The sequence below is a fragment of the Pseudomonas sp. PP3 genome (assembly GCF_905336995.1).
GTDB lineage: Bacteria > Pseudomonadota > Gammaproteobacteria > Pseudomonadales > Pseudomonadaceae > Aquipseudomonas > Aquipseudomonas reinekei.
This window is the reverse complement of the sequence record NZ_HG995459.1, coordinates 6089654-6115603: the sequence shown is the minus strand read 5'-3', so window position 1 is coordinate 6115603 and position 25950 is coordinate 6089654. Positions and strand designations below refer to the sequence as shown.

Genomic DNA, 25950 nt, shown 5'->3' with positions numbered 1-25950 from the left:
CACGGGGCAACCGCCAATCGCTTATAGCTGATGGTGCTTGCTCCAGCACAATTGGTTCTTAATTTGGCCACAGGCCCTTGCCGTAAAGTAATCGCCGTTGACGCGGCCAGACCGTCCGGCCGCCCGTGAGGAATTTTTTACCGTGAGTGAGCGTTCCAGCCATTGGCAATTGCAGACCATCGTCAGCCAGCTGCGCACGGCCCGTGATCAGTGGCGAGCACAAAACGGCCGCGTCAGCGGCGAGCAGGGCGGTCGCGAATTACCGTCCCGGGCGGCCATGGCGGAAATTCTCGAGGCCTTGTGTGGTGCGCTGTTCCCCATGCGTCTGGGGCCGGTGGACCTGCGGGAAGAGAGTGAAGACTTCTACGTCGGCCACACCCTTGATGTGGCGCTGAACGCATTGCTGGCGCAAGCACGGCTCGAACTGCGTTACGCCGCGCGTCACAGTGCCCAGGCCGAGGCTGAAGTCGAAGCCAGGACCATTCAGATCATTCAGGATTTCGCCCTGGCCTTGCCCGGGCTGCGCAGCCTGTTGGACACCGACGTGTTGGCGGCCTATCACGGTGACCCGGCGGCGCGCAGTGTCGATGAAGTGCTGCTCTGCTACCCGGGGATTCTGGCGGTGATTCACCATCGTCTGGCCCACCATTTGTATCGCGCCGGCCTGCCGCTGCTGGCGCGGATCAGCTCGGAAATCGCCCACTCGGCCACCGGTATCGACATTCACCCGGGCGCGCAGATCGGCCGCAGTTTCTTCATCGACCACGGAACCGGCGTGGTGATCGGCGAGACCGCGATCATCGGCGAGGGTGTGCGGATTTATCAGGCCGTGACGCTGGGCGCCAAGCGTTTCCCCGCAGACGAAGACGGCCAATTGCAGAAGGGCCACGCGCGGCATCCGATCGTCGAGGATGACGTGGTGATATACGCCGGGGCGACAATTCTGGGGCGGATCACTATCGGCAAGGGCTCGACCATTGGCGGTAATGTCTGGCTGACCCGCAGCGTGCCGGCGGGCAGTAACCTGACCCAGGCCAATTTGCAGTTGGATGATGGGGCGCAGAAATAGGTCCGGCGATGCGCAGTGCTTTTGTGGCGAGGGAGCTTGCTCCCGCTCGGTTGCGCAGCCGCCGCATAAGCCGGTCACCTGGACTTATCTGGAAAAACGGAGTGCATGTTCCAGGGCTGCTTTGCAGCCCAGCGGGAGCAAGCGCCCTCGCCACATTTGATTTGTGCAGGTGCCGAATCAATCTTCCAAATTCCACCACATAGCTTTCCCTGAGCTAGCGTACAACCACGACCGCCGAGCCTTGCGATTAGTGCTTAGCACCCTATTCATGTTTAACTTGAACGTTCATTCAAGTTAAACCGGTGGTTCGCTGCCCGCTCACAACAGGAGGCTTGCCTTTGCTGAGTCCGATTTCTACAGCCACGTTTTTCCTCTGCGAGGTGCACCGTTCATGAGTGCATCGTCCCTTCCTCCAAGCGGTCTGGTCCGCATGAACCCGCCGGTGTTTTATTTTGCGGCGAGCTTCATTCTGTTGTTCGGTGTCGTGGTCATTGCCATGCCCGAGCAGGCCGGTGCCTGGTTGCTGGCCGCGCAAAACTGGGCGGCCAACACGGTCGGCTGGTACTACATGCTGGCGATGACCCTGTATCTGGTCTTCGTGGTGGTCACCGCGTTATCGGGCTACGGCAAGATCAAACTCGGTGCCGACCACGACGAGCCCGAATTCAGTTACCTGTCCTGGGCCGGCATGCTGTTCGCCGCCGGGATCAGCATCACGCTGTTTTTCTTCTGCGTGTCCGAACCGTTGACCCACATGCTGCAGCCGCCCCAAGGCGAGGCAGGTACCGCGGACGCGGCGCGCCAGGCCATGCAGATCCTGTTTCTGCATTGGGGCCTGCATGGCTGGGGCGTGTTCGCCTTTGTCGGCATGGCGCTCGCTTACTTCGCTTACCGGCATAACCTGCCACTGGCCCTGCGTTCGGCGCTGTATCCGTTGATTGGTAAACGCATCAACGGCCCCATCGGTTACGCGGTGGACGGCTTCGGCATCATCGCCACGGTGTTTGGCCTCGGTGCCGACATGGGTTTTGGCGTACTGCACCTCAATTCCGGCCTCGACTACTTGTTCGGCATCGCCCACACCCAATGGATTCAGGTCGGCCTGATCACACTGATGATGGGCGCGGCGATCATCGTCGCCGTGTCCGGCGTCGACAAAGGCGTGCGGGTGATGTCCGACATCAATATGCTGCTGGCCTGCGCGCTGCTGCTGTTCGTGTTGTTCGCCGGCCCTACGCAGCATTTGCTCAACACCCTGATCCAGAACGTCGGTGACTACCTCGGCGCCTTGCCGATGAAAAGTTTCGACCTCTACGCCTACGACAAACCCAGTGACTGGCTGGGCGGCTGGACGGTGTTTTACTGGGCCTGGTGGATCGCATGGTCGCCGTTCGTGGGGCTGTTCATCGCGCGGATTTCCCGTGGCCGGACCATCCGCGAGTTCGTCTTTGGCGTGCTGTTGATTCCGCTGGGTTTCACCCTGGCGTGGATGTCGATCTTCGGTAACAGCGCCATCGACCAGGTGCTCAACCACGGCATGAGCGCGCTCGGCATGTCGGCCATCGACAACCCATCGATGACCCTCTACCTGCTGCTGGAAACCTACCCGTGGAGCAAAACCGTCATTGCGGTCACGGTGTTCATCAGCTTCGTGTTCTTCGTCACTTCCGCCGACTCGGGCACCGTGGTGCTGTCGACCCTGTCCGCCAAGGGCGGCAACCCGGATGAAGACGGGCCAAAGTGGCTGCGGGTGTTCTGGGGGGCGATGACTGCGCTGGTGACCAGTGCGCTGCTGTTCTCCGGCAGCATCGATGCGTTGAAGTCGGCGGTGGTCCTGACCTCGTTGCCGTTCTCGCTGATTTTGCTGCTGATGATGTGGGGACTGCACAAGGCGTTTTATCTGGAGTCGCAGAAGCAGATTGCGCAATTGCACTCGCTGGCACCGGTGTCCGGCTCACGGCGCGGTGGCTGGCGTCAGCGCTTGAGTCAGGCGGTGCACTTCCCGTCGCGGGACGAGGTGTATCGCTTTCTCGATACGACGGTGCGTCCGGCGATTGAAGAGGTCTCGGCGGTATTCATCGAGAAGGGCCTCAAGGTGATCACGCATCCAGAGCCGGTCAACGACAGCGTCAGCCTGGAAATCGGTCACGGTGATGAACACCCGTTTATCTATCAGGTGCAAATGCGCGGCTACTTCACGCCGTCGTTTGCCCGGGGTGGCATGGGCTCCAAGGAGCTCAACAATCGTCGTTACTACCGTGCCGAAGTGTATTTGAGCGAGGGCAGTCAGAACTACGATCTGGTGGGCTACACCAAGGAACAGATCATCAACGACATCCTCGATCAGTACGAACGCCACATGCAGTTCTTGCACCTGGTGCGTTGATCGGGGATTTCACGTCTCGGTGGTCAGCACCATGAACAACACCAGCGCCGCCACCGGGATACCGAACACGGCGCTGCCGACCACCAGTTCAGTACCCAACGGCTGGCCGGCATGCACCATGCCGACCGCGCCGTTGATCAACGTCAGCGCCAGCCACAGCACGATAAAGCTGTAGGCGAGGATCTGACGGCTGAAGCCGATCTTCTCGCCGATGTAGAGCATCAGCGCCAGGAGGATCAGGCCGAAGGTGATGATGATGGATGTGTGCATGGTGGATTTCCTCCAGTGGGTGCTGCTTTTGAGGCGTTCAACATGCCTCCATGGCAGCTTAAACCGGCGGTAGTATTGCGCGAGTTGTCGGCATAGGGTTTTTCGAAAGAAATGTGAAACGTTTCAGCAATTGGTCGAATCCGGGGTTTTTTGGCATTTGTCTGGGCGTATGCTGGGCGACTGGCGAAACAGTCGATACCAGATTCAAGACAGACAAGAGAGGATTCGATGACTTACACCGCTGCCGAAAACCGCTATGACGCCATTCCTTACCGCCGCGTAGGCCGTAGCGGTCTGGTGCTGCCGGCGCTGTCCCTGGGCCTGTGGCACAACTTCGGCGACAGCACGCCGATCGACACCCAGCGCGCGTTGTTGCGCACGGCATTCGACCAGGGCATCAACCACTTCGATCTGGCCAACAACTATGGTCCGCCGTACGGCAGTGCCGAGATCAATTTCGGCCGTTTGCTGCGCGAAGATTTCAAGCAGTACCGCGATGAGCTGATCATCTCCAGCAAGGCTGGTTGGGACATGTGGCCCGGCCCTTACGGTCAGGGCGGCGGATCGCGCAAGTACGTGCTGGCCAGCCTCGACCAGAGCCTGCAACGCCTGGGTCTGGATTACGTCGACATTTTCTACTCGCACCGATTCGACCCGGAGACGCCGCTGGAAGAAACTGCCAGCGCATTGGCCACGGCGGTGCAGCAGGGCAAGGCGTTGTACATCGGTATCTCTTCGTACTCCGGCGTGAAAACCCGTGAAATGGCGGCGCTGCTCAAAGATTGGAAAGTTCCGCTGTTGATCCACCAACCGGCCTACAACCTGCTCAATCGTTGGGTGGAAAAGGACCTGCTCGATACCACTGACGAACTCGGCACTGGCGTCATTGCGTTCACGCCGCTGGCCCAAGGGTTGCTCACCGACAAGTACCTCAACGGCGTACCGGCGGATGCGCGGGTCAATCGTCCGGGCGGTGGTTCGTTGCAGGCTGCGCATTTGTCCGAAGCCAACATTGCCCATGTGCGTGCGCTCAATGAGATCGCCAAACGTCGCGGCCAGAGCCTGGCGCAACTGGCGCTGGCGTGGACCCTGCGCGACCCGCGCGTGACTTCGGCACTGATCGGCGCGAGCCGGCCGGCGCAGATTATCGAGAACGTCGGGGCGTTGAAGAATTTGAGTTTCAGCGCAGAGGAACTGGCGGAGATTGACCGGTTTGCCCAAGAGGGCGGGATCAATCTTTGGGAGAAGCCTTCGACGGCGGAGTAAGAGTTCGGCGCTGGATTACCCGGCGTCTGTTACATGGCTATCGCTTGCAGGCTAGCTCCCACATTGGAATGCATTCCTCCTGTGGGAGCTAGCCTGCTAGCGATGGGGCCAGAAATGGAAACAAAAAATCAGCGAAAAAACGGCACATCCCCCAACACCGTCGCCCGCTGCATCACTCGCCGCGCGGGCCGGTAATCATCTACCGCGTAATGCTGGGTCACGCGGTTATCCCAGAATGCGATGTCATCCTTCTGCCAGCGCCAGCGAATGGTGAATTCCGGGCGCGTGGAATGGGCGAACAGAAATTTCAGAATCGCCTCGCTTTCGGTTTCCGACAGTTCGTTGATCTTCGAAGTGAAGCCTTCATTGACGAACAACGAGCGGCGCCCGCTCACCGGATGCGTGCGGATTACCGGGTGCGACAGCGGTGGATTCTTGCGTCGTGCTTCCTCCCACTGGGCCAGCGCTTCGGGCGTGTTGCCGTAGCGTTCCAGCGGGAATGAACGGGTGAAATCGTGGGTGGCGGTCAGGCCTTCGAGCAAGGTTTTCAGCGGCGCGGACAAGGCTTCATACGCTGCAATCCCGCTGGCCCACAACGTATCGCCACCAAACTCTGGCAACAGCTTGGCGCTGAGCACCGCGCCCATGGCCGGGGTGGGCAGGAAGGTCACGTCGGTGTGCCAGATTGCGTTGTCGCGCACGTCGGTGACGGCAGTGTCGAGGATCAGCACTTCCGGTTGTTCCGGCACATTCGGGTAAATCGGGTGAATGTGCAGGTCGCCGAAATTCGCGGCGAATCGCGCTTGCTGCTGCGGTGTGATTGGCTGGTCGCGGAAGAACAGCACCTGGTGCTTGAGCAGGGCTTGTTCGATGGTGTCACGCTGTTCCAGGTTCAGCGGCTGGCTGACATCGACGCCGCTGATCTGGGCGCCGAGGGCTGAGCTGAGGGGGACGATGGTCAGGTTGCTCATGGTGATATCTTCAATCCGAGGTGTGCTTTTTGTGGGCGCGAGCCTGCTCGCGATTGCAGTGAGACAGGCAATACAACGTTGACTGATGGACCGCTATCGCGAGCAGGCTCGCTCCCACAGGTTTATTCACTCATCAATGAGCCTGGCCGTGCCACGGCACCAGTTTGCGCTGCAGTTTGCGCAAGCCCATCTCCATGGCGAAGGCAATCAGCGCGATCACCAGAATCCCCAACACCACCACATCGGTGACCAGGAATTGCGCGGCCGACTGCACCATGAAACCCAGGCCGCTGGTGGCGGCAATCAACTCGGCGGCGACCAAAGTCGACCAACCAACGCCGAGGCCAATACGCACGCCAGTCAAAATGTCCGGCAGGGCACTCGGCAGAATTACATGGCGAATCAACTGCGCGCGGGTAGCACCCAACGACTGCGCAGCGCGCAATTTCGCCGGGTCGACCGTGCGCACACCGGTAGCGGTGGCGATGGCAATCGGGGCGAAAATCGCCAGGTAGATCAGCAGCACTTTCGACAACTCACCAATGCCGCACCAGATTACGATCAGCGGCAGGTAGGCCAGCGGTGGAATAGGGCGGTAGAACTCGATCAGCGGATCCAGCACGCCCCGGGCAATACGGTTGGCGCCGATGGCGATGCCCACCGGCACGGCGGTCAGCACGGCGAAGCCGAGGCCCAGGCCGATGCGGCTGAGACTCGCGCCCAAGTGCTGCCACAGGGTCGAATCCATGTAGCCGCTGGTCGCCAGCAGCCAGCCTTTTTGCAGCACGGCGGACGGTGGCGGCAGGAACAACGGTTCGATCATTCCAGTGGCGGTGACAGCCCACCAGATGGCAACGAGCGCGACCAGTGTCAGCACGCTGATCCAGCGCGTGCTCAAACGGCGGCGTACGGGAACGACCGTGGAGCTTGCCTTTACCGCTGCGGCGGGAATTTCGTAGCTGCTCATGCGTGCTCCTGCCGTGGCGCGGCGCTGCGTTGGGAGAACACTTTGGCGAGGACGTGTTCGCGGGTTTCGATAAAGCGTGGGTCGGACTTGATCGAACGTGCCGACTCACCGGCGGCGTAGCGCTGACCGAAATCCAGGCTCAGACGTTCGACGATTTGCCCAGGATTCGGCGCCAGCAGAATCAGGTCCGTGGCGAGGAACACCGCTTCTTCAATGTCGTGGGTAATCAGGAACACCGGCTTGGCCGTGCGCCGCCAGACTTGCAGCAACAGCTCTTGCATCTGCTCGCGGGTGAAGGCGTCGAGGGCGCCGAAGGGTTCGTCCATCAGCAACACGCGAGGATCGGCAGCCAGCGCGCGGGCCAGGCCAACACGCTGTTTCTGGCCGCCGGAGAGTTGCCAGATCCGGCGGTTTTCAAAACCGGAAAGATCGACCAGTGCGAGCATCTCCCGGGCGCGGATTTCGCGTTTGTCTCGAGCGATGCCCGCCAGTTCCAGACCAAAACCGACGTTGGCCAGCACGTCCTGCCACGGCAGCAGGGCGTCGTCCTGGAACACCACGCCGCGCTCGGCGCTCGGGCCTTTGACCGGCACGCCATCGAGAGTGATACGCCCGGCGCTGGGTTCGACGAAGCCGGCAATCAGGTTTAACAGCGAAGTCTTGCCACTGCCGGACGGGCCGAGGGCGACCAGCAGCTGCTGGGGCCCCAGGGTCAGGGAAATATCCGCCAGCACAGGTTCTATTGCACCGGGGTACTGTGCGCTGATGCGCTCCAGCTGTAGCAAGGCCATCGCGGTTAACTCCCGATCAGTTGGTGATGAACTTGGCGCTGACGTAAGGGGCGTAGTCCGGCAGCACGGCTTCGACCTTGCCTTGTTCCTTGAGGAATACGGCAGTGTCGGTGATGGCTTTGGTGGTCGGTGCGCCGAGGCTGGTTACCTGGTCAGCCGCCAGCGGGTAGACGTTGCCTTGCAGCAGCAGCGGAATGTCGCTGGCCTTGGCGCCGGACAGTTTTACCAACTTGTCGACGTTGCTTTGATCGGCGAGCCAGGCCTTCGGGTCTTTGCGGTAATCGGCGTAGGCATCCAGGGTCACTTTGGCGAACGCGGTGACGATGTCCGGGTGCTTCTCGGCGAAGTCTTTGCGCACGATCCAGGCATCGAAGGTCGGTGCACCGAACTTGGCCAGTTCACCGGAGGTGATCAGCACTTTGCCGTTTTCCTTGGCCACGCCGAGGGCCGGGTCCCAAACGTATGTGGCGTCGATATCCCCGCGCTTCCACGCAGCAATGATCGCTGGTGGTGCGAGGTTGAGGACGGTGACTTTCGACGGGTCGATGTTCCAGTGCTTCAGCGCCGCGAGCAGGCTGTAGTGGCCGGTGGAAACGAACGGCACGGCGATTTTCTTGCCGATCAGGTCTTGTGGCGTCTTGATCCCGGAGCCGTCACGCGCGACCAAGGCTTCGGCCGCGCCAATCTGGGTGGCGATCAGGAAGGTTTCCACCGGCACTTTACGGGTGATGGCAGCGGTCAGGGGGCTGGAACCGAGATAGCCGATCTGTACGTCGCCGGAGGCGATGGCGGCAATGATGTCGGCACCGTTATCAAACTTGCGCCAGCTGATGTCGGCCTTGGTGGCTTTTTCATAAGCGCCGTCGGCCTGGGCGACTTTCGCCGGGTCAACGGTGGTCTGGTAAGCGACAGTAACGTCGGCCGCCTGGGCAAACAAACTGGCTGCTGCCAATGACGCGGCCGCCAGCAGGCGAAGAGGAAAATGCAGTTTCATCGGGAAGCTCCTTGTCAGGCGGACGAGAGTCGGCGTGAAAGGAGACTAAATGATCTAAGAATCCTAAGATAAATAACTTTTTAGAATGAGCTTATGAGCGGAAAATTCTAAGAACCAGATCGCTTTTGTGGCGAGGGAGCTTGCTTGCGCTGGAGGCCGAAGGACTCCCATTCCAGACAATCAAATTCTTCGGTCGTCTGATTTTGCGGCTGCTGCGCAGCCGAGCGGGAGCAAGCTCCCTCGCCACAGGGGATAGAGGTTAGTTACTGATCGCCAGAATGCTTGCCTGATACGACCCGACAAACACATCGAATTCGCCGACTTCGTTCTGCTCCAGCTCAACCTGCTGTGCCAGCGACGAGCGCGCCTGTTCTTCGAACTTCGCCTGTTGCTCCGCCGGCAACGGCTCGCGGCGGAAAAACTCGGCATGGGCCTGGCTCTGGCGCAGGGAAAACTGAGCGAAGCTTTCCTTGTGCTCGGCCATGGCCGCCAGCACCTGGGCCGATGGCGTCAGGGACGGATCCTGAACCTTGGCCAGCTGCGCATCCAGCGCCTTGCTGTGCGCATCGCCGCCATGGCTCTGATCGAGCAACGCCGCCAGTGGCGCGATGTTTTCCAGCAGCTGGCCTGCCCACTCTTTCAAGTCGACCGGTTGCCCGTCGCGCTGCAATTGCAGGCCTGGACGACGGCCTTCCTTGACCACGCTGAGGAAGTTCGAGGTGGCGTTACCGCAGCTGGTGTTGGTCAGCAATGGGCTGTCGTTCAGCGCGCAATACAGCAGGAAGGCGTCGAGGAAACGCGATTCAGTGATATCGATCCCCATCGGCAGGAACGGGTTGATGTCCAGGCAGCGCACTTCGACGTACTGGATGCCACGGGCCATCAGTGCCTGAATCGGCCGCTCGCCGGTGTAGGTCACGCGTTTGGGACGGATGTTGGAGTAGTACTCGTTTTCGATCTGCAGGATGTTGGTGTTGAGCTGAACCCACTCACCGTCCTTGTGGGTGCCGACTTCAACGTAAGGCGCGTAAGGCGTGGCCACCGCTTTGCGCAAGCTGTCGATGTAGCTGGACAGATCGTTGTAGCACGGCGTCAGGCCGGCCTGGGCGTTGCTCTGGTAACCCAGGTCACTCATGCGCAGGCTGGTGGCGTAGGGCAGATACAGAGTGTCCGGATCCAGCTGTTCCAGCTGATGCGAACGACCGCGCAGGAAACCGGCATCCAGCGCTGGTGATGCGCCGAACAGGTACATCAGCAGCCAGCTGTAGCGGCGGAAGTTACGGATCAGTGCGATGTAAGACACCGACTGGAAATCGCGGTCGGTGCCGACGAAACCTTCAGCCTGCTTGAGCAGCGGCCAGAGTTTTTCCGGCAGGGAAAAGTTGTAGTGAATCCCGGCGATGCACTGCATGGTCTTGCCGTAACGCAGGGCCAGGCCCTTGCGGTACACGTACTTGAGCTGCCCGATGTTGGAGGTGCCGTAATAGGCGATCGGGATATCTTCCTCGGCCGGCAGCGGGCACGGCATCGACGGACTCCACAGATACTCGTTACCGAGCTTGCTGTAGGCAAAGCGGTGAATGCTGTCCAGGCTCGCCAGCGTATCGGCAGGATCGGGCAGGGCCGGGGTGATGAATTCCAGCAGCGACTCGGAATAGTCGGTGGTGATTTGTTCATTGGTCAGCGCGGAACCCAAAGCTTCCGGGTGCGGCGTTTGCGCCAGGCGACCTTCGCTGGTCACGCGCAGGCATTCACGTTCGATGCCGTGAAGGCACTGTTCGAGCAGAGAGAGGTTAGCGCGCTCGCCGAGCAGGGCCAGGCGGCGGTTGAGAAGTTCGCTCAAGTTGGATTCCTTCACGCGTCAGTCGCCCCAATATGGGGGTGGGCAAGACGGTCTACAAGGGTGAAGTTGAAACTGGCGTTTTCGCCTGGTTTTCATGCCGTACTGAATCGGTCAATCACGGATTGCAGTAACCCCCTGTGGGAACGAGCCTGCTCGCGAAGAGGGTGGATCAGTCAGCATTGTCGCCGACTGAGCCACCGCCTTCGCGAGCAGGCTCGCTCCCACAGAGGGCTATTGCTGAAATTAACTCAAAATGATGACCGGTAGCTACAGGACAGCGAACGTGCCTTGTGCTTTTGCGACCAGTTTGTCGCCTTGCATCACGTCGGCCTCGACCACCAGCGTGCGCCGCCCCGGGTGGATCACCCGCGCCGTGCACATCACCTCGCCGTCGGCGACGGCGCGAATGTAGTTGATCTTGCACTCGATGGTCGCACTCTGCTGGTCAAAGCCGTGGGTGCTGGAACAGGCCAGCCCCATGGCAATGTCCACCAGACTGAACAAGGCCCCGCCGTGCAGCTTGCCGGCGCGATTGCGCAGCGCCGGTTCCAGCACCAGGGCGACTTGCGCCACCCCGGTTTCCAGGCTGTGCAGGCGACAGCCCAGCAGCTTGAAAAAAGCGCTTTCGGTATACCCGGCAGGGACCTCCATCAACGTTTCTTCAACTGCTTGGCGTTGGCGAAGAGCGAAGCCATGGCGTTGTTGGCCGGCGCCGCCGCCGTGGTTTCCTTGCGCGGTGCGGTGTTCTGGGATTGGCGCGGTGCCGACCCCGGACGCGCGCCGCGAGCACCGTCGATTTTCTCGCCCGGGGTATCGCTCATGCGCATCGACAGGCCCACGCGTTTACGCGGAATGTCGACTTCCATGACCTTCACCTTCACCACGTCGCCGGCCTTAACCGCTTCCCGTGGATCCTTGATGAACTTCTCCGAAAGTGCGGAGATGTGCACCAAACCGTCCTGATGCACGCCGATGTCGACGAACGCGCCGAAGTTGGTCACGTTGGTCACCACGCCTTCGAGGATCATGCCCAGTTGCAGGTCCTTGAGGTCCTCGACGCCTTCCTGGAACTCGGCAGTCTTGAACTCGGGACGCGGGTCACGACCCGGTTTTTCCAGCTCTTGCAAGATGTCGGTCACGGTTGGCAAACCGAAGGTTTCGTCGGTGTACTTCTTCGGATCGAGGCGCTTGAGGAACGCGGCATCGCCAATCAGCGAACGAATGTCACGGTCGGTTTCAGCGGCAATGCGCTGCACCAGCGGATAGGCTTCGGGGTGCACCGCCGACGAATCCAGCGGGTTTTCGCCGTTCATGACACGCAGGAAACCGGCCGCCTGTTCGAAGGTTTTCTCACCCAGACGTGCGACTTTCTTCAGCGCAGCACGGGTTTTGAACGCGCCGTGTTCGTCGCGGTGGCTGACGATGTTTTGCGCCAGGGTCGCGTTGAGGCCGGAGATCCGTGCCAGCAGCGCCACCGAAGCCGTGTTTACGTCCACGCCGACGGCGTTCACGCAGTCTTCGACCACCGCATCCAGGCCGCGCGCCAGTTTCAGCTGCGACACATCGTGCTGATACTGGCCGACACCGATGGATTTCGGATCGATTTTCACCAGCTCCGCCAACGGGTCTTGCAGGCGACGGGCAATCGACACCGCGCCACGGATCGACACATCCAGATCCGGGAATTCCTTGGAAGCCAGTTCCGACGCCGAGTACACCGATGCGCCGGCCTCGGAGACCATGACTTTGGTCATCTTCATGGCTGGGTATTTTTTGATCAGTTCGGCAGCGAGCTTGTCAGTTTCACGGCTGGCGGTGCCGTTGCCGATGGCGATCAGGTCCACGGAGTGCTTGGCGCACAGGGCGGCGAGAATCGCGAGGGTCTGGTCCCACTTGTTGTGCGGCACGTGCGGGTAAACCGTGGCGTGATCGAGCAGCTTGCCGGTGGAATCGACCACGGCGACCTTGCAACCGGTGCGCAGGCCCGGGTCGAGGCCCAGGGTCGCGCGCGGGCCGGCCGGGGCCGACAGCAGCAGGTCGTGCAGGTTGTGGGCGAACACGTTGATCGCTTCGGTTTCCGCGCCATCGCGCAGCTCACCCAGCAAATCAGTCTCGAGGTGGGTGTAGAGCTTGACCTTCCAGGTCCAGCGCACCACTTCGCCCAGCCATTTGTCGGCGGCACGGTTCTGGTTCTGGATACCGAATTGCTGGCCGATCATGCCTTCGCACGGGTGCATGGTGCCCGGCAGTTCATCACCGACTTTCAGCGAAGAACTGAGGATGCCTTCGTTACGGCCACGGAAAATCGCCAGCGCACGGTGCGAGGGCATGCTTTTCAGCGGTTCGTCATGTTCAAAGTAATCACGGAATTTGGCGCCTTCCTCTTCCTTGCCGGCGATCACGCGGGCACTGAGGGTGGCTTCCTGCTTCAGGTAGCTGCGCAGCTTGTCGAGCAGGCCGGCGTCTTCAGCGAAACGCTCCATCAGGATGTACTTGGCGCCTTCGAGGGCGGCCTTCACATCGGCCACGCCTTTTTCCGCGTCGATGAAACGGGCGGCTTCGGTTTCCGGGCTCAGGGTCGGATCGTTGAACAGACCGTCAGCCAACTCGCCGAGGCCGGCTTCCAGGGCGATCTGGCCCTTGGTGCGGCGCTTCTGCTTGTACGGCAGGTACAAGTCTTCGAGGCGGGTCTTGGTGTCGGCGAGCTTGATATCGCGCTCGAGCTGCGGGGTCAGCTTGCCTTGCTCCTGGATGCTGGCCAGGATGCTGATGCGCCGTTCGTCGAGTTCTCGCAGGTAGCGCAGACGCTCTTCCAGATGACGCAATTGGGTGTCATCGAGGCTGCCGGTCACTTCTTTCCGGTAACGGGCGATGAAGGGAACGGTAGAGCCCTCATCGAGTAGCGCGACGGCCGCTTCGACCTGTTGTGGGCGTACACCGAGTTCCTCGGCGATGCGGCTGTTGATGCTGTCCATAAAACCACCTGACAAATTGTGAAAGCAGGCTCGCAGGCGCAGAGTTAGGGCCTTGGCGAGTCTGGTTGAGCGGCCTGGCCTGCGCCGCTGCCTGGATCAAAAGGTATCCCGTTGACCCGTGAAATCGAACAATGACTGCCGGCACCCTGAAATAAAAACGGTGCCCGTCTGTAGTAACTGTCTGATGTTGCCTGACACAAAAGGCCGCGCATTATAACCAGCGTTCCGGCATTCGGGGGCATCGGCGGGCTGCGGCTTCGGTGGCCGGTTTTCTGGCGATAAAGGAAAAATCTGCTAACAATGCACACGGTGCGTATAACGGCAGCTACGCCATAATGCGCGCCGAGCTAAAAGGAGCATCTAATGAGCAGCACTGCAAACATTGCTGAAGGCGAAAAAATTCTTATTGTTGATGACGATCCGGGCCTCAGCAGCCTGCTGGAGCGTTTCTTCGTCAGCAAGGGCTACCGCGCCCGCGCCGTACCGAACACCGAGCAAATGGACCGCCTGCTGGCACGCGAAGTGTTCAACCTGGTCGTCCTCGACCTGATGCTGCCCGGCGAAGACGGCCTGACCGCCTGCCGCCGCCTGCGCGGCGCGAACAATCAGATACCCATCATCATGCTGACCGCCAAGGGCGATGAGCTGAGCCGCATCAAGGGCCTGGAACTGGGTGCCGACGACTATCTGGCCAAGCCATTCAACCCCGATGAGCTGATGGCCCGTGTCAAAGCCGTCCTGCGTCGTCAGTCGGCTCCGGTGCCGGGCGCGCCGGGCAGCGAAGACGAAAGCGTGACCTTCGGTGACTACGAACTGTCCCTGGCCACCCGCGAACTCAAGCGCGGCGAAGAAGTGCACATGCTCACCACCGGTGAGTTCGCGGTGCTCAAGGCCCTGGTGATGAACGCCCGCCAGCCGTTGACCCGCGACAAGTTGATGAACCTGGCCCGTGGCCGCGAGTGGGATGCCCTGGAGCGCTCCATCGACGTGCAGATCTCCCGTCTACGCCGGATGATCGAACCCGATCCGTCCAAGCCGCGTTACATCCAGACTGTCTGGGGCGTGGGTTACGTGTTCGTTCCGGATGGCGCCGCCACCAAGTGATCGGCGATTTGTAGGAGCGGGTCGTGCGGGTGACAGGTCAATTGGCCTTGCCCGCAGACTCGCGATCCGCAATATGCGAGCATCGCTCGCTCCTGCAAGTATGTAACGGTTATCCATGAAAACCCCGGTTTGGTTCCCCCAGAGTTTTTTCTCCCGCACCCTTTGGCTGGTGCTCATCGTCGTCCTGTTTTCCAAGGCGCTGACCCTGGTTTACCTGTTGATGAACGAAGACGTGCTGGTGGACCGCCAGTACAGCCACGGCGTCGCCCTGACGCTGCGCGCCTATTGGGCCGCCGATGAAAACAACCGCGACAAGATTGCCGAAGCCGCGACCCTGATCCGGGTGGTGGGTGCTGGCGTACCGGAAGGCGAACAGCACTGGCCCTACAGCGAAATCTATCAGCGGCAGATGCAGGCCGAGTTGGGCGCCGACACCGAAGTCCGGTTGCGCATGCATTCACCGCCGGCGCTGTGGGTCCGGGCCCCAAGCCTGGGCGATGGCTGGTTGAAAGTGCCGTTGTATCCGCACCCATTGCGCGGTCAGAAAATCTGGAACGTACTGGGCTGGTTTCTTGCCATTGGTTTGCTGTCCACCGCGTCGGCGTGGATTTTCGTCAGCCAGCTCAACCAACCGCTCAAACGTCTGGTCTACGCGGCACGGCAACTCGGCCAGGGTCGCAGTGTGCGCCTGCCGATCAGCGATACGCCGAGTGAAATGACCGAGGTTTATCGCGCCTTCAACCAGATGGCTGAAGACGTCGAGCAGGCCGGTCGCGAGCGCGAACTGATGCTGGCCGGGGTTTCCCATGACTTGCGCACGCCCCTGACCCGTTTGCGCCTGTCTTTGGAATTGATGGGCGACCGTAACGACCTCACGGACGATATGGTCCGCGACATCGAGGACATGGACGCGATTCTCGACCAGTTCCTGGCGTTCATTCGCGATGGTCGGGATGAGTCGGTGGAAGAAGTGGACCTGAGCGACCTGGTTCGCGAAGTGGCCGCACCGTATAACCAGAACGAAGAGAAAGTGCGCCTGCGTCTGGAGCCGATCCAGCCGTTTCCGTTGCGTCGCGTGTCGATGAAGCGCTTGCTGAACAACCTGATCGGCAATGCACTGCACCACGCCGGCAATGGCGTGGAAGTGGCGGCGTATGTGTCTGGCGATGTGAACGCACCGTACGTGGTGCTGAGCGTCATGGACCGTGGCGCCGGTATCGATCCGTCGGAGCTGGAAGCGATCTTCAACCCATTCACCCGTGGTGACCGAGCCCGAGGCGGGAAGGGCACCGGGTTAGGCTTGGCGATCGTGAAGCGGATTGCTTCGATGCACGGTGGCAATGTCGAGCTGCGCAACCGTGCAGGCGGTGGATTGGAAGCGCGGGTGCGCTTGCCGCTGGGGTTGATGTTGCCGAGGGATGCCGTTTAAGAGTCGTACACAGCCCTTTGTGGCGAGGGAGCTTGCTCCTGCTGGAGTCCGGAGGGCTCCCATCTTGCGACTGCTACGCAGCCGAGCGGGAGCAAGCTCCCTCGCCACAAAAGTTTGGCGTTAGCCTTTGCCTTTGGTCCGGGTCATGTTCGGCCCGCCATTCTTCTCAAGATGCTCAATGATGATCCCCGCCACATTCTTGCCAGTGGTGGTCTCGATCCCTTCCAGCCCCGGCGACGAATTCACTTCCATCACCAGCGGCCCGTGATTGGAGCGCAGGATATCCACGCCCGCCACCGACAGGCCCATGACCTTCGCCGCACGCAACGCAGTCATGCGCTCCTCCGGTGTGATCTTGATCAGGCTGGCGCTCCCGCCGCGATGCAGGTTGGAGCGGAACTCACCGGGTTTGGCCTGGCGTTTCATGGCTGCAATCACCTTGTCGCCCACCACGAAGCAGCGGATGTCGGCGCCACCGGCCTCCTTGATGTACTCCTGAACCATGATGTTCTGCTTGAGGCCCATGAACGCCTCGATCACCGACTCTGCCGCGGTGGCGGTTTCACACAACACCACGCCGATGCCCTGGGTGCCTTCCAGCACCTTGATCACCAGTGGCGCGCCGTTGACCATTTCGATCAGATCGGGAATGTCATCCGGTGAGTGGGCAAAACCGGTGACCGGCAAACCAATGCCCCGGCGTGACAGCAATTGCAGCGAACGCAGTTTGTCCCGCGAGCGGGCGATGGCCACCGATTCGTTGAGCGGATACACCCCCATCATTTCGAACTGACGCAACACCGCGCAGCCATAGAAAGTAACCGATGCACCGATCCGCGGGATCACCGCATCGAATCCCTCCAGCGGCTTGCCGCGGTAGTGGATCTGCGGTTTATGACTGGCAATGTTCATGTAGGCGCGCAGGGTATCGACCACCACCATTTCATGGCCGCGTTCGGTACCGGCTTCGACCAGGCGGCGGGTGGAATACAGACGCGGGTTCCGCGACAGCACAGCGATCTTCATGCAACACCTGTGGAGGAGGTAGATACCGGGAACACCGGCTTGTCTTGTACATACTTGATGCCCGGATTGACCACCAGTTGGCCATCGATCAGGGCTTTGGAACCGAGTAACAGGCGATAACGCATGGACTTGCGGCAGGCGAGGGTGAACTCGACCCGCCAGACCCGATCACCGAGGGCCAGGGTGGTGCTGATCACGTATCGCACCTGCGCGTGACCGTTAGAGCTTTTAATGGTTTTTCTTGTCACCAGCGGTGCTTCGCAGCGACGGTGACGCAGTTGCACCACCGTGCCCAGGTGCGCGGTGAAACGCACCCACTGGCCGCCATCGCGCTCGAAAGTCTCGATGTCGGTGGCATGCAGGCTGGAGGTACTGGCACCGGTGTCGATTTTTGCCCGAAGGCCGGCCACTCCCAAATCCGGGAGCGCCACCCACTCGCGCAGACCGACAACGGTCAAATGGTCAAATGTCTTCAAAATGGCTCAACCGGTAGAAACCACGGTGGCCGCAGGCGGCCGAATTCGCGGTATTCACGCAGAATAATGGTTAAAAGGCGACAGATATCTACGGCCCGGATTTCCAGCCCCGCAAGGAGGTTATGGAATGTCAGCATTGTAGTCCGGGACGGAGTAATTCTTGGTACGACAGAACGGTAGTACAGTTCACCAATATTTCAGAATGAGGAAATCCCATGGCACAAAAAAACGATGAGGACGACAAAGTCCGCCTCGATAAATGGTTGTGGGCTGCGCGGTTTTACAAAACCCGTGCCTTGGCCAAGGCGGCGATTGAAAGTGGCAAAGTGCATTGCCGGGGCGATCGCTGCAAGCCTGGCAAAGAGCCGCGCATTGGCGATGAGTTTGTGATCCGCACCGGTTTCGAGGAACGCACGGTGGTGGTCCAGGCGCTGTCGATTGTGCGCCGTGGTGCGCCGGAAGCGCAGACACTGTACGCCGAAACCGAAGCCAGCATCGCCAAGCGCGAAAACGCCGCCGCCGAGCGCAAGGCGGGCGCCCTGGGTGTGAGCACTGATGGCAAGCCGAGCAAGAAACAGCGGCGTGATCTGTTCAAGTTTCGTGGCAGCAGTAACGAATGATTGACCCGTCCGCCGATCGTTCCAAACCGGCGAAGACTTGTAATTGCGCCTTTGCGTAGCCATATGAGGTAATTCGCCTGCCGTGCATGTGCCATTCGTCGTAAAGCGCACACAGTCGCCGGCCTCTAAGCCATAACCAGACAGCACGACCCTATGGCCAAGGCGTAACCTCGAATTCTGTAACCACTTTTGTCACCACTTCAGATACCCAGACTTATGACCGACCTACCGGATAACGACTTCACCCAACGCTTCATCTTTGATGACAGCGACACCCGTGGCGAGATGGTTTCGCTGGAGCTCAGCTACGCTGAAGTCCTGGCCAAACACGCCTATCCGGAGCCGGTTGCGCAGCTGCTCGGCGAACTGATGGCGGCAGCGGCGTTGCTGGTCGGCACCTTGAAATTCGACGGGTTGCTGATCCTTCAGGCCCGCTCCGAAGGCCCGATCCCGCTGTTGATGATCGAATGCTCCAGCGAGCGCGACATCCGTGGCCTGGCCCGTTACGAGGTCGACCGGATCGCCCCCGACGCCACCCTGGCCGACCTGATGCCCGACGGTTCGCTGACGTTGACCATCGACCCGAGACAGGGCCAGCGCTACCAGGGCGTTGTCGATCTGGACGGCGAAACGCTGTCAGACTGCTTCACCAACTACTTCGTCATGTCCCAGCAGATCGGCACGCGCATCAAGCTCTGCGCCGATGGCCGTCGTGCCCGTGGCCTGTTGCTGCAGCAACTGCCCGCCGACCGCCTGAAAGACGAAGAAGAACGCGCCGCCAGCTGGCAGCACCTCACCGCGTTGAGCGGAACGTTGACCGCCGACGAACTGCTGAGCCTGGACAACGAAACCGTGCTCCATCGCCTCTATCACGAAGAGCAGGTGCGACTGTTCGACGTGCAAAAACTGCGCTTCCGCTGCAGCTGCTCACGCGAACGTTCGGCTAATGCTCTGGTCAGTCTGGGCATGGAAGACGCGCAAAACCTGGTGGTTGAACACGGTGGAAAAATCGAGATCGACTGTCAGTTTTGCAATCAGCAGTACCTGTTTGACGCCGCCGATGTCACTCAATTGTTCGCCGGGGCGGGTGTCGAGACGCCGTCAGATACCCGTCACTAAAACGGTTCAGCGCAGGTAAATTCACTGGTTAGTGCCGGAATAACGCCGTTACGACAGGAGGGGCCTACTCTTTTTGGGCTTTTCTGGCATAATCCGGCCCACTTTTTTCGCGGTAGTAGTGCACGACTTTCTACTACAAAAACGTTTGGAGCACTCGGCCACTGGCCGACGGGGAACCTCATGACGCAAGCCAATAACGCCGTGTACACCGATCTGAGTGTTGATGATCTGGTTAAAGAAGCCCTCAACCGCGGTGAAGGCGAGCTTGCCGATACCGGCGCACTGGTTGTTCGTACCGGTCACCGTACCGGCCGTTCGCCAGTCGATCGTTTCATCGTTGACGAGCCGTCCACCACGGGCGCCATCGCCTGGGGCCCGATCAACCGCAAGTTCCCGGCCGACAAGTTCGATGCCCTGTGGAACCGTGTTGAGGCGTTCAACAACGCGCAAGAGCATTTCGTTTCCCACGTGCATGTAGGTGCGGCCGAAGATCACTACCTGGCCGTGAAGATGACCACCCAGACTGCCTGGCAGAATCTGTTCGGTCGTTGCCTGTTCATCAACCCGGCCCAGTACAACCCGGCTGGTCGTGAAGAGTGGCAAGTGCTGAACGTTGCCAATTTCGAGTGCGTGCCTGAGCGTGACGGCACCAACTCCGACGGTTGCGTGATCCTCAACTTCGCACAGAAAAAAGTGCTGATCGCCGGCATGCGTTACGCCGGTGAAATGAAGAAAGCCATGTTCTCCGTGCAGAACTTCCTGCTGCCGGCTGCTGACGTGCTGCCAATGCACTGCGCTGCCAACATCGGCGAAGAAGGCGACGTGACCCTGTTCTTCGGTCTGTCCGGCACCGGTAAAACCACCCTGTCCGCCGACGAAAGCCGTTACCTGATCGGTGACGACGAGCACGGCTGGGGCGAAGGCGTGGTGTTCAACATCGAAGGCGGTTGCTATGCCAAGTGCATCGACCTGTCCGAGAAGAACGAGCCGGTTATCTGGAAAGCCATCAAGCACGGCGCAGTCCTGGAAAACGTCGTCATCGATGATGCCAAGCACGCCGACTACGCTGATGTCAGCCTGACCCAGAACAGCCGCGCCGCGTACCCGCTGGAGCACGTTGCCAAGCGTTCCGAGAAGAACCTGGGCGGCGAGCCGAACGCTGTCATCTTCCTGACCTGCGACCTGACCGGCGTGCTGCCGCCAGTGTCGATCCTCAACGAAGAGCAAGCGGCCTACCACTTCCTGTCCGGCTACACCGCTCTGGTGGGTTCGACTGAAATGGGTTCGGGCAGCGGCATCAAGTCGACCTTCTCCACCTGCTTCGGCGCACCGTTCTTCCCGCGTCCGGCTGGTGAATACGCAGAGCTGCTGATCAAGCGTATCCGCGGCTTCGGCTCCAAGGTTTACCTGGTCAACACCGGCTGGACCGGCGGTGGCTACGGCGTCGGCAAGCGCTTCAACATCCCGACCACCCGTGCGGTGATCGCAGCGATCCAGAGCGGCGCGCTGATCGGTACCGAGACCGAGCACCTGGACACCATCAACCTCGACGTGCCACTGGCCGTACCGGGCGTTGAGACTGGGCTGCTGAACCCACGCAACACCTGGGCCGACAAAGCCGCCTACGACGAAGCCGCCAAAGCACTGGCCGGCCTGTTCATCGAGAACTTCAAGAAGTTCGAAGTGAGCGACGCGATCAAGGCTGCGGGCCCTAAGTTGTAAGTGTTGGTTTGATGCAATGAAAAAGCCGCCCTTCGGGGCGGCTTTTCTGTGGGTGCGAATTAGAGTCTTGCCATAGGTAGCGCAACGTTCCATTGCCCACGTTTGTGCCTATTGCTGCTCTCGTTCGGCTATTGGCTTTTTAGTACTCCCCCCGCCATTACCACCGCCGTCAGGGTTACTAATCGGCCCGACGGTTACCGTCCCGCCGCCGTTGCCTCCGGTGCCCGGGAAAGGGTTGCCTACAGGCCGGCTGTTACTGCTCCCGCCACCGCCGCCACCCGTATAGGTGCCGCTGGCACCCGGTGGCAGGATGTTGGAGACAATCTTGCCCGAGTCAAAATTGTCACCGCCGCGCCAAATGTATTCCGAACAAACGGCCACGTTGCACACGACCATTGAGTCACCCACTTTCAGCCCCTGCGGATTCCAGTTGAAAGGGCGAGGTGAGTTCAAGCGGCTCTCTTCACGGCGAAGCACAGCCCTTGTCGCATCATCCGGGTTGGGGACTTGCGCATAGCATCCATTGCACGTGTAAACACCCGCCCGACTGACCGCGGGCACCTCAGTGGCGCCAACAATAAGTGCTGCGCCGATAAAAAATGAAGCAGAAAATTTTGCCATCGAATATGCATCCTGCATAAACAGCTCCTGTTTGTTTGCCTTGCGCAGTTATGGATAACTGCATCGGATAGGGCTTACGCCCTCACAAACCGTAAGCTGCCGATCATTAGCCGGCAAACGTCCATGTGTAACAAATTCGCTTTGTCTGTTCGTCTATTAAAGATAGAGGTGTCGTGACGTTACAGCCCTTCAAGCTCCTCCGTGTCCCAGCGCTGGGCCTTGATGGCCCGGTAGAGCATGCCGAGGGTCAATGGCACCTTCTCGCCGCGTCCCTTGGCTTTTCGCTTTAGATTCACATCGTAGCCGTCGGGCTGGAAATAGCGATAGCTGTCGAAATCCACGAAGTCGATGGTGAAGTGTTCTTCCAGGGTTTCGATCAGGTGTTGTGCGTCGGCGCCGTTGCAGCCGAGGTCGAAATTGACAGAGGTGCTGAGGCTAATGGTTTTGCGCTCGGGGAAGCCGAGTTCTTCGTGCAGGAGTTGGATGAGCTGGTGGAGGGCTGGGTCGTCGGGGAGGTTGGGGGCGAGGTTCATTGCATAGGCTCCGCTAATCGAAATGCAGGCGCCATATTGTCCTGCTCGCGTTTTGATAGGCCCAATGCCCCTGCTAGCGTGGACCATTGGCTGACAACTTCTTTGAAGTTGTCGATGATGCTTTCTGCATCCGCACGATTGATCCGGAAATAAAGGTAGCTCGCGCCGACTGAGGCATCGTCACCATCAACGCGATCCCTGCGACGGGGAAATTGGAGAGTGCGCCATTTTATCGACCCTGATTTCTCAAAGAAATGCATGCTAGCTGCCAGTATTCCGGCTGTTTAGTGTTGAAACAGCCGGAATAATTTCACTTCGGCGCGTTGACTGAATAGCGTCAGACTGGCGCTTTCCAGTTGAGCATGCGTTGTTGGGCGACTTTGAGCAGGTCGCAGCCGTCCTGGGTTAGCAGGTAGAGCGCGTGGGTGATGTGCGGGATGTCTTCGATGTCGCCGTCGAGGAAGCTTTGGCAGTGCAGGGTTCGGAGCAGATCGCTGGACGCTCGGATGCGCTGGAGAGCGGATTCGAGGATGTCTTGGGGGTTGGCTTGTGTGTCGATAATTAGCGGGGTGGTGTCGGTGAGGTTGGTTTGGAGTGGGCGGTAGCGATCAGGGAACGGATTCAATTTATTCATTATATGTATTCTCAAGTGCATCGGATGAACCGCTGTCATCGTGACCAAGCGATGGAGGCGGACTGTGTTCGGGTTGGTCAACCGGAGGAATACATAAGACCGGCACGCCATAAGGCGTCCCAAACACAGCCACCATATAGCGTGCAGACACTTGAGGTGCCGGCAGCTTACAACGGATGCGTTTATGTATTCCATCGAGTGACCAAACCCGAGCCGCTGATTGGGCAGCGACAGTCCGGACTATAGGTTTGAGTCACCGGTTGGCGATAGCCGACAAGGTGTCTTCTTTTGTAGGACGTTGCCGAAGCTTTGATAGGGCGTTGCTGACGGAATTGTCCACATGGCACCGCGTTATCGTTCATCGCTGGCAAGCCAGCTCCTACAAGGGATTGTGGTGGCTTTAGAGGGTGAGTTGCGGCAGGCGTTGCCGGGCGATGTCGAGCAGGTCGTTGCCGTCCTGGGTCAGCAGGTACAAGGCGCTGACGATGTTGGGGATGTCGCTGGTGTCCGCCTGTTTGAAGCACAGGCAATACAGGGTTTCGAGCAGGTCGCTGGCGGCGCGGATGCGTTGGCGGGCGGCGTCGAGGATTTCCAAGGGGTCGGCTTCGGTGTCGATGACCAAGACCGGTGTTTCGCTGTAGCGGGTTTTGAGCGGGCGGTAGCGGTCGGTCGGTGGATCGGGGAGCGTCATTGAGGTGCGTCCTGTGCAAAATCGGCGAGTGTGCCCGGCAGGCCGAGACACTGATTTCAGCCGCGCCGCCGACTATAAAAGGGCGTGGTGTTGTGCGACAAGATGGCTGAGGTCGACGGGTTTTGTAGGGTTTTTGTTGGTGTTTGAGGAAAGGGACTACGCGGTGGTTGATGGTTCTTCAGACGTTGTAGGTTATTTCGGGTTTTGCGGTGGCTGGGCTGAACCCATCGCTAGCAGGCTAGCTCCCACAGGGGATTGGTGGGCACCGAAAATCCAGTGTGGGAGCTAGCCTGCTAGCGATAGCAATCTGACGGTCGCTACATCCCTCAAGTCTTCCAAGCCATCCGCTGTATCATCCCGTATCGTTTTTACCCCCGACCTATTCTCGACTCGCTGCGATCGCCGGCTAGGCTTTGCTCATCGCAGCAGTCAACGGAGTGACAGCTTATGCACAACACCCTGGAACAGGTTTTCGGCTATCCACAGTTTCGACCGGGTCAGGAGAAAACCGTCAGCGCCGTGCTGGCGGGGCGTTCGGCGGCGGCTATTTTTCCCACCGGTTCCGGCAAGTCCCTGTGCTATCAGTTATCGGCCGTGCTGTTGCCGCACCTGACGCTTGTCGTCTCGCCACTGCTGGCATTGATGCAGGATCAATTGGCGTTCCTGCAACGTCATGGCATTGCGGCGGGCAGTATCGATTCGGCCCAGAGCCGCGATGACGCAAGCGATGTGATGGCCCGCGCCAGGTCCGGCGAATTGAAAATCTTGATGATCTCGGTGGAGCGCCTGAAGAACGAGCGTTTCCGCAACTTCCTGCAGCAAGTGCCGATCTCGTTGCTGGTAGTGGACGAGGCCCATTGCATCTCGGAATGGGGCCACAATTTCCGCCCGGATTACCTCAAGCTGCCGGACTACCAGCGGCAGTTCAACATCCCACAAGTCTTGCTGCTGACGGCTACCGCGACACCCAAGGTCATCGTCGACATGCAGACGAAATTCGCCATCGCGCCCGATGACGTGGTGACCACGGGGTTCTATCGACCGAACCTCAATCTGTGGGTGGAGCCGGTGCGCGGTCCGGACAAACGTCGACGTCTTGTTGAGTGGATGAGTGAGCGTCCCGACCAGCCAAGTATCGTCTACGTCACCCTGCAGAAAACCGCCGAGCACATTGCCGAGCATCTGCAACGCAACGGCATACAGGCCGAGGCCTATCACGCCGGTTTGCCCCACGACCAACGTGACGGCATCCAGAAACGCTTCATGGGCGGGCAGTCCAATTGCATCGTCGCGACCATCGCCTTCGGCATGGGTATCGACAAGAGCGACATCCGCAACGTGGTGCACTTCGACCTGCCTAAATCCATCGAAAACTACAGCCAGGAAATCGGCCGCGCCGGGCGTGACGGGCAGCCATCGGACTGCCTGGTGTTGGCCAACCGCGACAGCCTCAACGTGCTGGAAAACTTTGTTTACGGCGATACCCCTGAGCTCGACGGTATCCGCCATGTCGTCGACGAGTTGCAAGCGTGTGCGCCGCAAGGGGAGTGGGAGTTTCTGTTGGGACCGTTGGCGGATAACAGCAACATTCGCCAGCTGCCGCTCAAGACGTTGCTGGTGCAGCTGGAGCTGCGTGGAATCATTGCCCCGCGTTACGCCTACTACGCTGAGTATCGTTTCAAATACCTGGAGGAGCCCGAGGCGTTGCTGGCCCGTTTCGAAGGTGAGCGCAAGAATTTCGTCGCGGCGATCATCCAGACGTCCAAGCGTGCGCGGAGCTGGGCCACCGTTAATTTCGACGCGCTGTACGAGCAACATCAGGCCGAGCGCAACCGGGTGGTCAAGGCGCTGGATTATTTCCAGGAGAAGGGCTGGGTCGAGCTTGAAAGCAAGTTGATGACCGAGGTCTATACGCTGCTGAAAACGGATTTTGACCCGCAGGTACTCAGCGCTGAACTTCACGCCGGTTTCACCCGGCACGAACAAACCGAGATCGCGCGAATCCACGCGATGCTGGATTTGTTTGCCACCGACCGTTGCCTGGGCTTCCGGTTGGCCGAGTATTTCGGCGACAGCAACGCCCCGCAGCAGTGTGGGCACTGCTCGGTGTGTCATGGGCAGGTTGCACGGCTCCCGATACCGCCGGAGTTGCCGGCGCTTGTGGATAAAAACTTCGAGACGCTGTGTGGCGGGTTTATCCACAGGCACGAGCAGCACACTGGCAGCCGGCCCTCGGCTGAGCGCGTGACGCGGTTTCTGTGCGGGATCAGTGTGCCGCTGTTCACCAAGCTCAAGGCGCGGGCCATTCCGGGGTTTGCGGTGCTGGAGGATTATCCGTATGCCGACGTGCGGACTTGGGCTGAACAATATCTCTCAGGCTGAGTCCTGTTCTTGTAGGAGCCGGCTTGCTGGCGATGTTGGCCCGACAGCCAGCACATGTAGT

24 protein-coding genes are annotated in these 25950 nt (G+C 60.0%); 9 read left to right on the top strand and 15 right to left on the bottom strand.

The window, feature by feature from the left end; genetic code table 11:
• Positions 1 to 142 precede the first annotated feature (142 nt).
• Complete coding sequence (gene epsC / locus KHO07_RS27660) at positions 143 to 1069, top strand: serine O-acetyltransferase EpsC (protein WP_212626051.1); 927 nt, start codon at positions 143 to 145, stop codon at positions 1067 to 1069.
• Positions 1070 to 1499: 430 nt separating this feature from the next.
• Positions 1500 to 3455 (top strand): choline transporter BetT, encoded by a 1956-nt coding sequence (gene betT / locus KHO07_RS27655; RefSeq protein ID WP_167371517.1) that lies wholly within the window; start codon positions 1500 to 1502, stop codon positions 3453 to 3455.
• A gap of 9 nt (positions 3456 to 3464) precedes the next feature.
• Here the strand turns inward: betT and KHO07_RS27650 are convergent, their stop codons facing one another.
• Positions 3465 to 3725 (bottom strand): hypothetical protein, encoded by a 261-nt coding sequence (locus KHO07_RS27650; protein ID WP_150735949.1) that lies wholly within the window; start codon positions 3723 to 3725, stop codon positions 3465 to 3467.
• 228 nt (positions 3726 to 3953) lie between these two features.
• On the opposite strand from KHO07_RS27650, the gene mgrA reads away from it, so the two are divergent.
• A complete protein-coding gene (gene mgrA, locus KHO07_RS27645) occupies positions 3954 to 4991 on the top strand; it encodes an L-glyceraldehyde 3-phosphate reductase (RefSeq protein WP_212626050.1) in 1038 nt (345 codons plus the stop codon).
• A 128-nt stretch (positions 4992 to 5119) separates the two neighbouring features.
• Here the strand turns inward: mgrA and tauD are convergent, their stop codons facing one another.
• From tauD to KHO07_RS27610, 7 genes are all read right to left on the bottom strand, one after another.
• The gene (tauD, locus tag KHO07_RS27640) at positions 5120 to 5962 is read right to left on the bottom strand and encodes a taurine dioxygenase (RefSeq protein ID WP_212626049.1); all 843 of its coding nucleotides are present in this window, start codon (positions 5960 to 5962) and stop codon (positions 5120 to 5122) included.
• A 133-nt stretch (positions 5963 to 6095) separates the two neighbouring features.
• Positions 6096 to 6929: a taurine ABC transporter permease TauC gene (tauC, locus tag KHO07_RS27635; protein ID WP_150735946.1), complete on the bottom strand. Its 834-nt coding sequence runs from the start codon at positions 6927 to 6929 to the stop codon at positions 6096 to 6098.
• Positions 6926 to 7720, bottom strand: a complete 795-nt coding sequence (gene tauB, locus KHO07_RS27630) for a taurine ABC transporter ATP-binding subunit (protein ID WP_212626048.1) — start codon at positions 7718 to 7720, stop codon at positions 6926 to 6928. The genes tauC and tauB overlap by 4 nt, the downstream gene beginning before the upstream one ends.
• A gap of 16 nt (positions 7721 to 7736) precedes the next feature.
• Entirely contained in the window at positions 7737 to 8714 is a 978-nt protein-coding gene (tauA, locus tag KHO07_RS27625) for a taurine ABC transporter substrate-binding protein (protein WP_150735944.1), read from the bottom strand.
• A gap of 259 nt (positions 8715 to 8973) precedes the next feature.
• Complete coding sequence (gene gshA / locus KHO07_RS27620; protein WP_212626047.1) at positions 8974 to 10557, bottom strand: glutamate--cysteine ligase; 1584 nt, start codon at positions 10555 to 10557, stop codon at positions 8974 to 8976.
• A 267-nt stretch (positions 10558 to 10824) separates the two neighbouring features.
• Positions 10825 to 11208: a PaaI family thioesterase gene (locus tag KHO07_RS27615; protein WP_150735942.1), complete on the bottom strand. Its 384-nt coding sequence runs from the start codon at positions 11206 to 11208 to the stop codon at positions 10825 to 10827.
• Positions 11208 to 13532 carry a Tex family protein gene (locus KHO07_RS27610; RefSeq protein ID WP_150735941.1) on the bottom strand — a complete coding sequence of 775 codons (2325 nt, stop codon included), beginning with the start codon at positions 13530 to 13532 and terminating at the stop codon, positions 11208 to 11210. The genes KHO07_RS27615 and KHO07_RS27610 overlap by 1 nt, the downstream gene beginning before the upstream one ends.
• Before the next feature lie 363 nt (positions 13533 to 13895).
• Between KHO07_RS27610 and ompR the strand changes: the two genes are divergently transcribed.
• Positions 13896 to 14636, top strand: coding sequence for a two-component system response regulator OmpR (ompR, locus tag KHO07_RS27605; RefSeq protein WP_020795794.1), 741 nt, complete (start codon positions 13896 to 13898; stop codon positions 14634 to 14636).
• Positions 14637 to 14751: 115 nt separating this feature from the next.
• Positions 14752 to 16065 (top strand): ATP-binding protein, encoded by a 1314-nt coding sequence (locus KHO07_RS27600; RefSeq protein ID WP_150735940.1) that lies wholly within the window; start codon positions 14752 to 14754, stop codon positions 16063 to 16065.
• 120 nt (positions 16066 to 16185) lie between these two features.
• Here the strand turns inward: KHO07_RS27600 and rimK are convergent, their stop codons facing one another.
• The gene (gene rimK / locus KHO07_RS27595) at positions 16186 to 17091 is read right to left on the bottom strand and encodes a 30S ribosomal protein S6--L-glutamate ligase (RefSeq protein ID WP_150735939.1); all 906 of its coding nucleotides are present in this window, start codon (positions 17089 to 17091) and stop codon (positions 16186 to 16188) included.
• Entirely contained in the window at positions 17088 to 17501 is a 414-nt protein-coding gene (locus KHO07_RS27590; protein ID WP_244858325.1) for an ATP-dependent zinc protease, read from the bottom strand. Before KHO07_RS27590 ends, rimK begins: the two co-directional genes overlap by 4 nt.
• Before the next feature lie 281 nt (positions 17502 to 17782).
• Between KHO07_RS27590 and KHO07_RS27585 the strand changes: the two genes are divergently transcribed.
• From KHO07_RS27585 to KHO07_RS27575, 3 genes are all read left to right on the top strand, one after another.
• Entirely contained in the window at positions 17783 to 18187 is a 405-nt protein-coding gene (locus tag KHO07_RS27585; protein ID WP_212626046.1) for a S4 domain-containing protein, read from the top strand.
• A gap of 216 nt (positions 18188 to 18403) precedes the next feature.
• Positions 18404 to 19306: an Hsp33 family molecular chaperone HslO gene (gene hslO / locus KHO07_RS27580; RefSeq protein WP_212626045.1), complete on the top strand. Its 903-nt coding sequence runs from the start codon at positions 18404 to 18406 to the stop codon at positions 19304 to 19306.
• Between the two features lie 180 nt (positions 19307 to 19486).
• Positions 19487 to 21028, top strand: coding sequence for a phosphoenolpyruvate carboxykinase (locus KHO07_RS27575; protein WP_075948619.1), 1542 nt, complete (start codon positions 19487 to 19489; stop codon positions 21026 to 21028).
• Positions 21029 to 21136: 108 nt separating this feature from the next.
• Here the strand turns inward: KHO07_RS27575 and KHO07_RS27570 are convergent, their stop codons facing one another.
• The 5 genes from KHO07_RS27570 to KHO07_RS27550 form a co-directional block, all read right to left on the bottom strand.
• Positions 21137 to 21667, bottom strand: a complete 531-nt coding sequence (locus tag KHO07_RS27570; RefSeq protein ID WP_212626044.1) for a hypothetical protein — start codon at positions 21665 to 21667, stop codon at positions 21137 to 21139.
• A 161-nt stretch (positions 21668 to 21828) separates the two neighbouring features.
• Positions 21829 to 22182, bottom strand: coding sequence for a DUF1493 family protein (locus KHO07_RS27565; RefSeq protein WP_212626043.1), 354 nt, complete (start codon positions 22180 to 22182; stop codon positions 21829 to 21831).
• Positions 22179 to 22442 carry a hypothetical protein gene (locus tag KHO07_RS29320; RefSeq protein ID WP_244858254.1) on the bottom strand — a complete coding sequence of 88 codons (264 nt, stop codon included), beginning with the start codon at positions 22440 to 22442 and terminating at the stop codon, positions 22179 to 22181. The genes KHO07_RS27565 and KHO07_RS29320 overlap by 4 nt, the downstream gene beginning before the upstream one ends.
• A gap of 77 nt (positions 22443 to 22519) precedes the next feature.
• Entirely contained in the window at positions 22520 to 22816 is a 297-nt protein-coding gene (locus KHO07_RS27555; RefSeq protein WP_150735934.1) for a hypothetical protein, read from the bottom strand.
• Positions 22817 to 23216: 400 nt separating this feature from the next.
• Positions 23217 to 23507: a hypothetical protein gene (locus KHO07_RS27550; RefSeq protein WP_150735933.1), complete on the bottom strand. Its 291-nt coding sequence runs from the start codon at positions 23505 to 23507 to the stop codon at positions 23217 to 23219.
• A 447-nt stretch (positions 23508 to 23954) separates the two neighbouring features.
• On the opposite strand from KHO07_RS27550, the gene KHO07_RS27545 reads away from it, so the two are divergent.
• Positions 23955 to 25889 (top strand): ATP-dependent DNA helicase RecQ, encoded by a 1935-nt coding sequence (locus KHO07_RS27545; protein WP_212626042.1) that lies wholly within the window; start codon positions 23955 to 23957, stop codon positions 25887 to 25889.
• The last annotated feature ends 61 nt before the right edge of the window (positions 25890 to 25950 follow it).

Bases quoted from the DNA above. Each gene is read 5' to 3' on its own strand.
- KHO07_RS27650 (WP_150735949.1), bottom strand. From the start codon at position 3,725: ATGCACACATCCATCATCATCACCTTCGGCCTGATCCTCCTGGCGCTG.
- KHO07_RS27575 (WP_075948619.1), top strand. From the start codon at position 19,487: ATGACGCAAGCCAATAACGCCGTGTACACCGATCTGAGTGTTGATGAT.
- KHO07_RS27600 (WP_150735940.1), top strand. From the start codon at position 14,752: ATGAAAACCCCGGTTTGGTTCCCCCAGAGTTTTTTCTCCCGCACCCTT.
- tauA (WP_150735944.1), bottom strand. From the start codon at position 8,714: ATGAAACTGCATTTTCCTCTTCGCCTGCTGGCGGCCGCGTCATTGGCA.
- KHO07_RS27545 (WP_212626042.1), top strand. From the start codon at position 23,955: ATGCACAACACCCTGGAACAGGTTTTCGGCTATCCACAGTTTCGACCG.
- KHO07_RS27610 (WP_150735941.1), bottom strand. From the start codon at position 13,532: ATGGACAGCATCAACAGCCGCATCGCCGAGGAACTCGGTGTACGCCCA.
- rimK (WP_150735939.1), bottom strand. From the start codon at position 17,091: ATGAAGATCGCTGTGCTGTCGCGGAACCCGCGTCTGTATTCCACCCGC.
- KHO07_RS27550 (WP_150735933.1), bottom strand. From the start codon at position 23,507: ATGACGCTCCCCGATCCACCGACCGACCGCTACCGCCCGCTCAAAACC.
- mgrA (WP_212626050.1), top strand. From the start codon at position 3,954: ATGACTTACACCGCTGCCGAAAACCGCTATGACGCCATTCCTTACCGC.
- KHO07_RS27565 (WP_212626043.1), bottom strand. From the start codon at position 22,182: ATGAACCTCGCCCCCAACCTCCCCGACGACCCAGCCCTCCACCAGCTC.
- KHO07_RS27585 (WP_212626046.1), top strand. From the start codon at position 17,783: ATGGCACAAAAAAACGATGAGGACGACAAAGTCCGCCTCGATAAATGG.
- tauB (WP_212626048.1), bottom strand. From the start codon at position 7,720: ATGGCCTTGCTACAGCTGGAGCGCATCAGCGCACAGTACCCCGGTGCA.
- tauD (WP_212626049.1), bottom strand. From the start codon at position 5,962: ATGAGCAACCTGACCATCGTCCCCCTCAGCTCAGCCCTCGGCGCCCAG.
- ompR (WP_020795794.1), top strand. From the start codon at position 13,896: ATGAGCAGCACTGCAAACATTGCTGAAGGCGAAAAAATTCTTATTGTT.
- KHO07_RS27555 (WP_150735934.1), bottom strand. From the start codon at position 22,816: ATGAATAAATTGAATCCGTTCCCTGATCGCTACCGCCCACTCCAAACC.
- hslO (WP_212626045.1), top strand. From the start codon at position 18,404: ATGACCGACCTACCGGATAACGACTTCACCCAACGCTTCATCTTTGAT.
- KHO07_RS27615 (WP_150735942.1), bottom strand. From the start codon at position 11,208: ATGGAGGTCCCTGCCGGGTATACCGAAAGCGCTTTTTTCAAGCTGCTG.
- betT (WP_167371517.1), top strand. From the start codon at position 1,500: ATGAACCCGCCGGTGTTTTATTTTGCGGCGAGCTTCATTCTGTTGTTC.
- KHO07_RS27570 (WP_212626044.1), bottom strand. From the start codon at position 21,667: ATGCAGGATGCATATTCGATGGCAAAATTTTCTGCTTCATTTTTTATC.
- KHO07_RS29320 (WP_244858254.1), bottom strand. From the start codon at position 22,442: ATGCATTTCTTTGAGAAATCAGGGTCGATAAAATGGCGCACTCTCCAA.
- tauC (WP_150735946.1), bottom strand. From the start codon at position 6,929: ATGAGCAGCTACGAAATTCCCGCCGCAGCGGTAAAGGCAAGCTCCACG.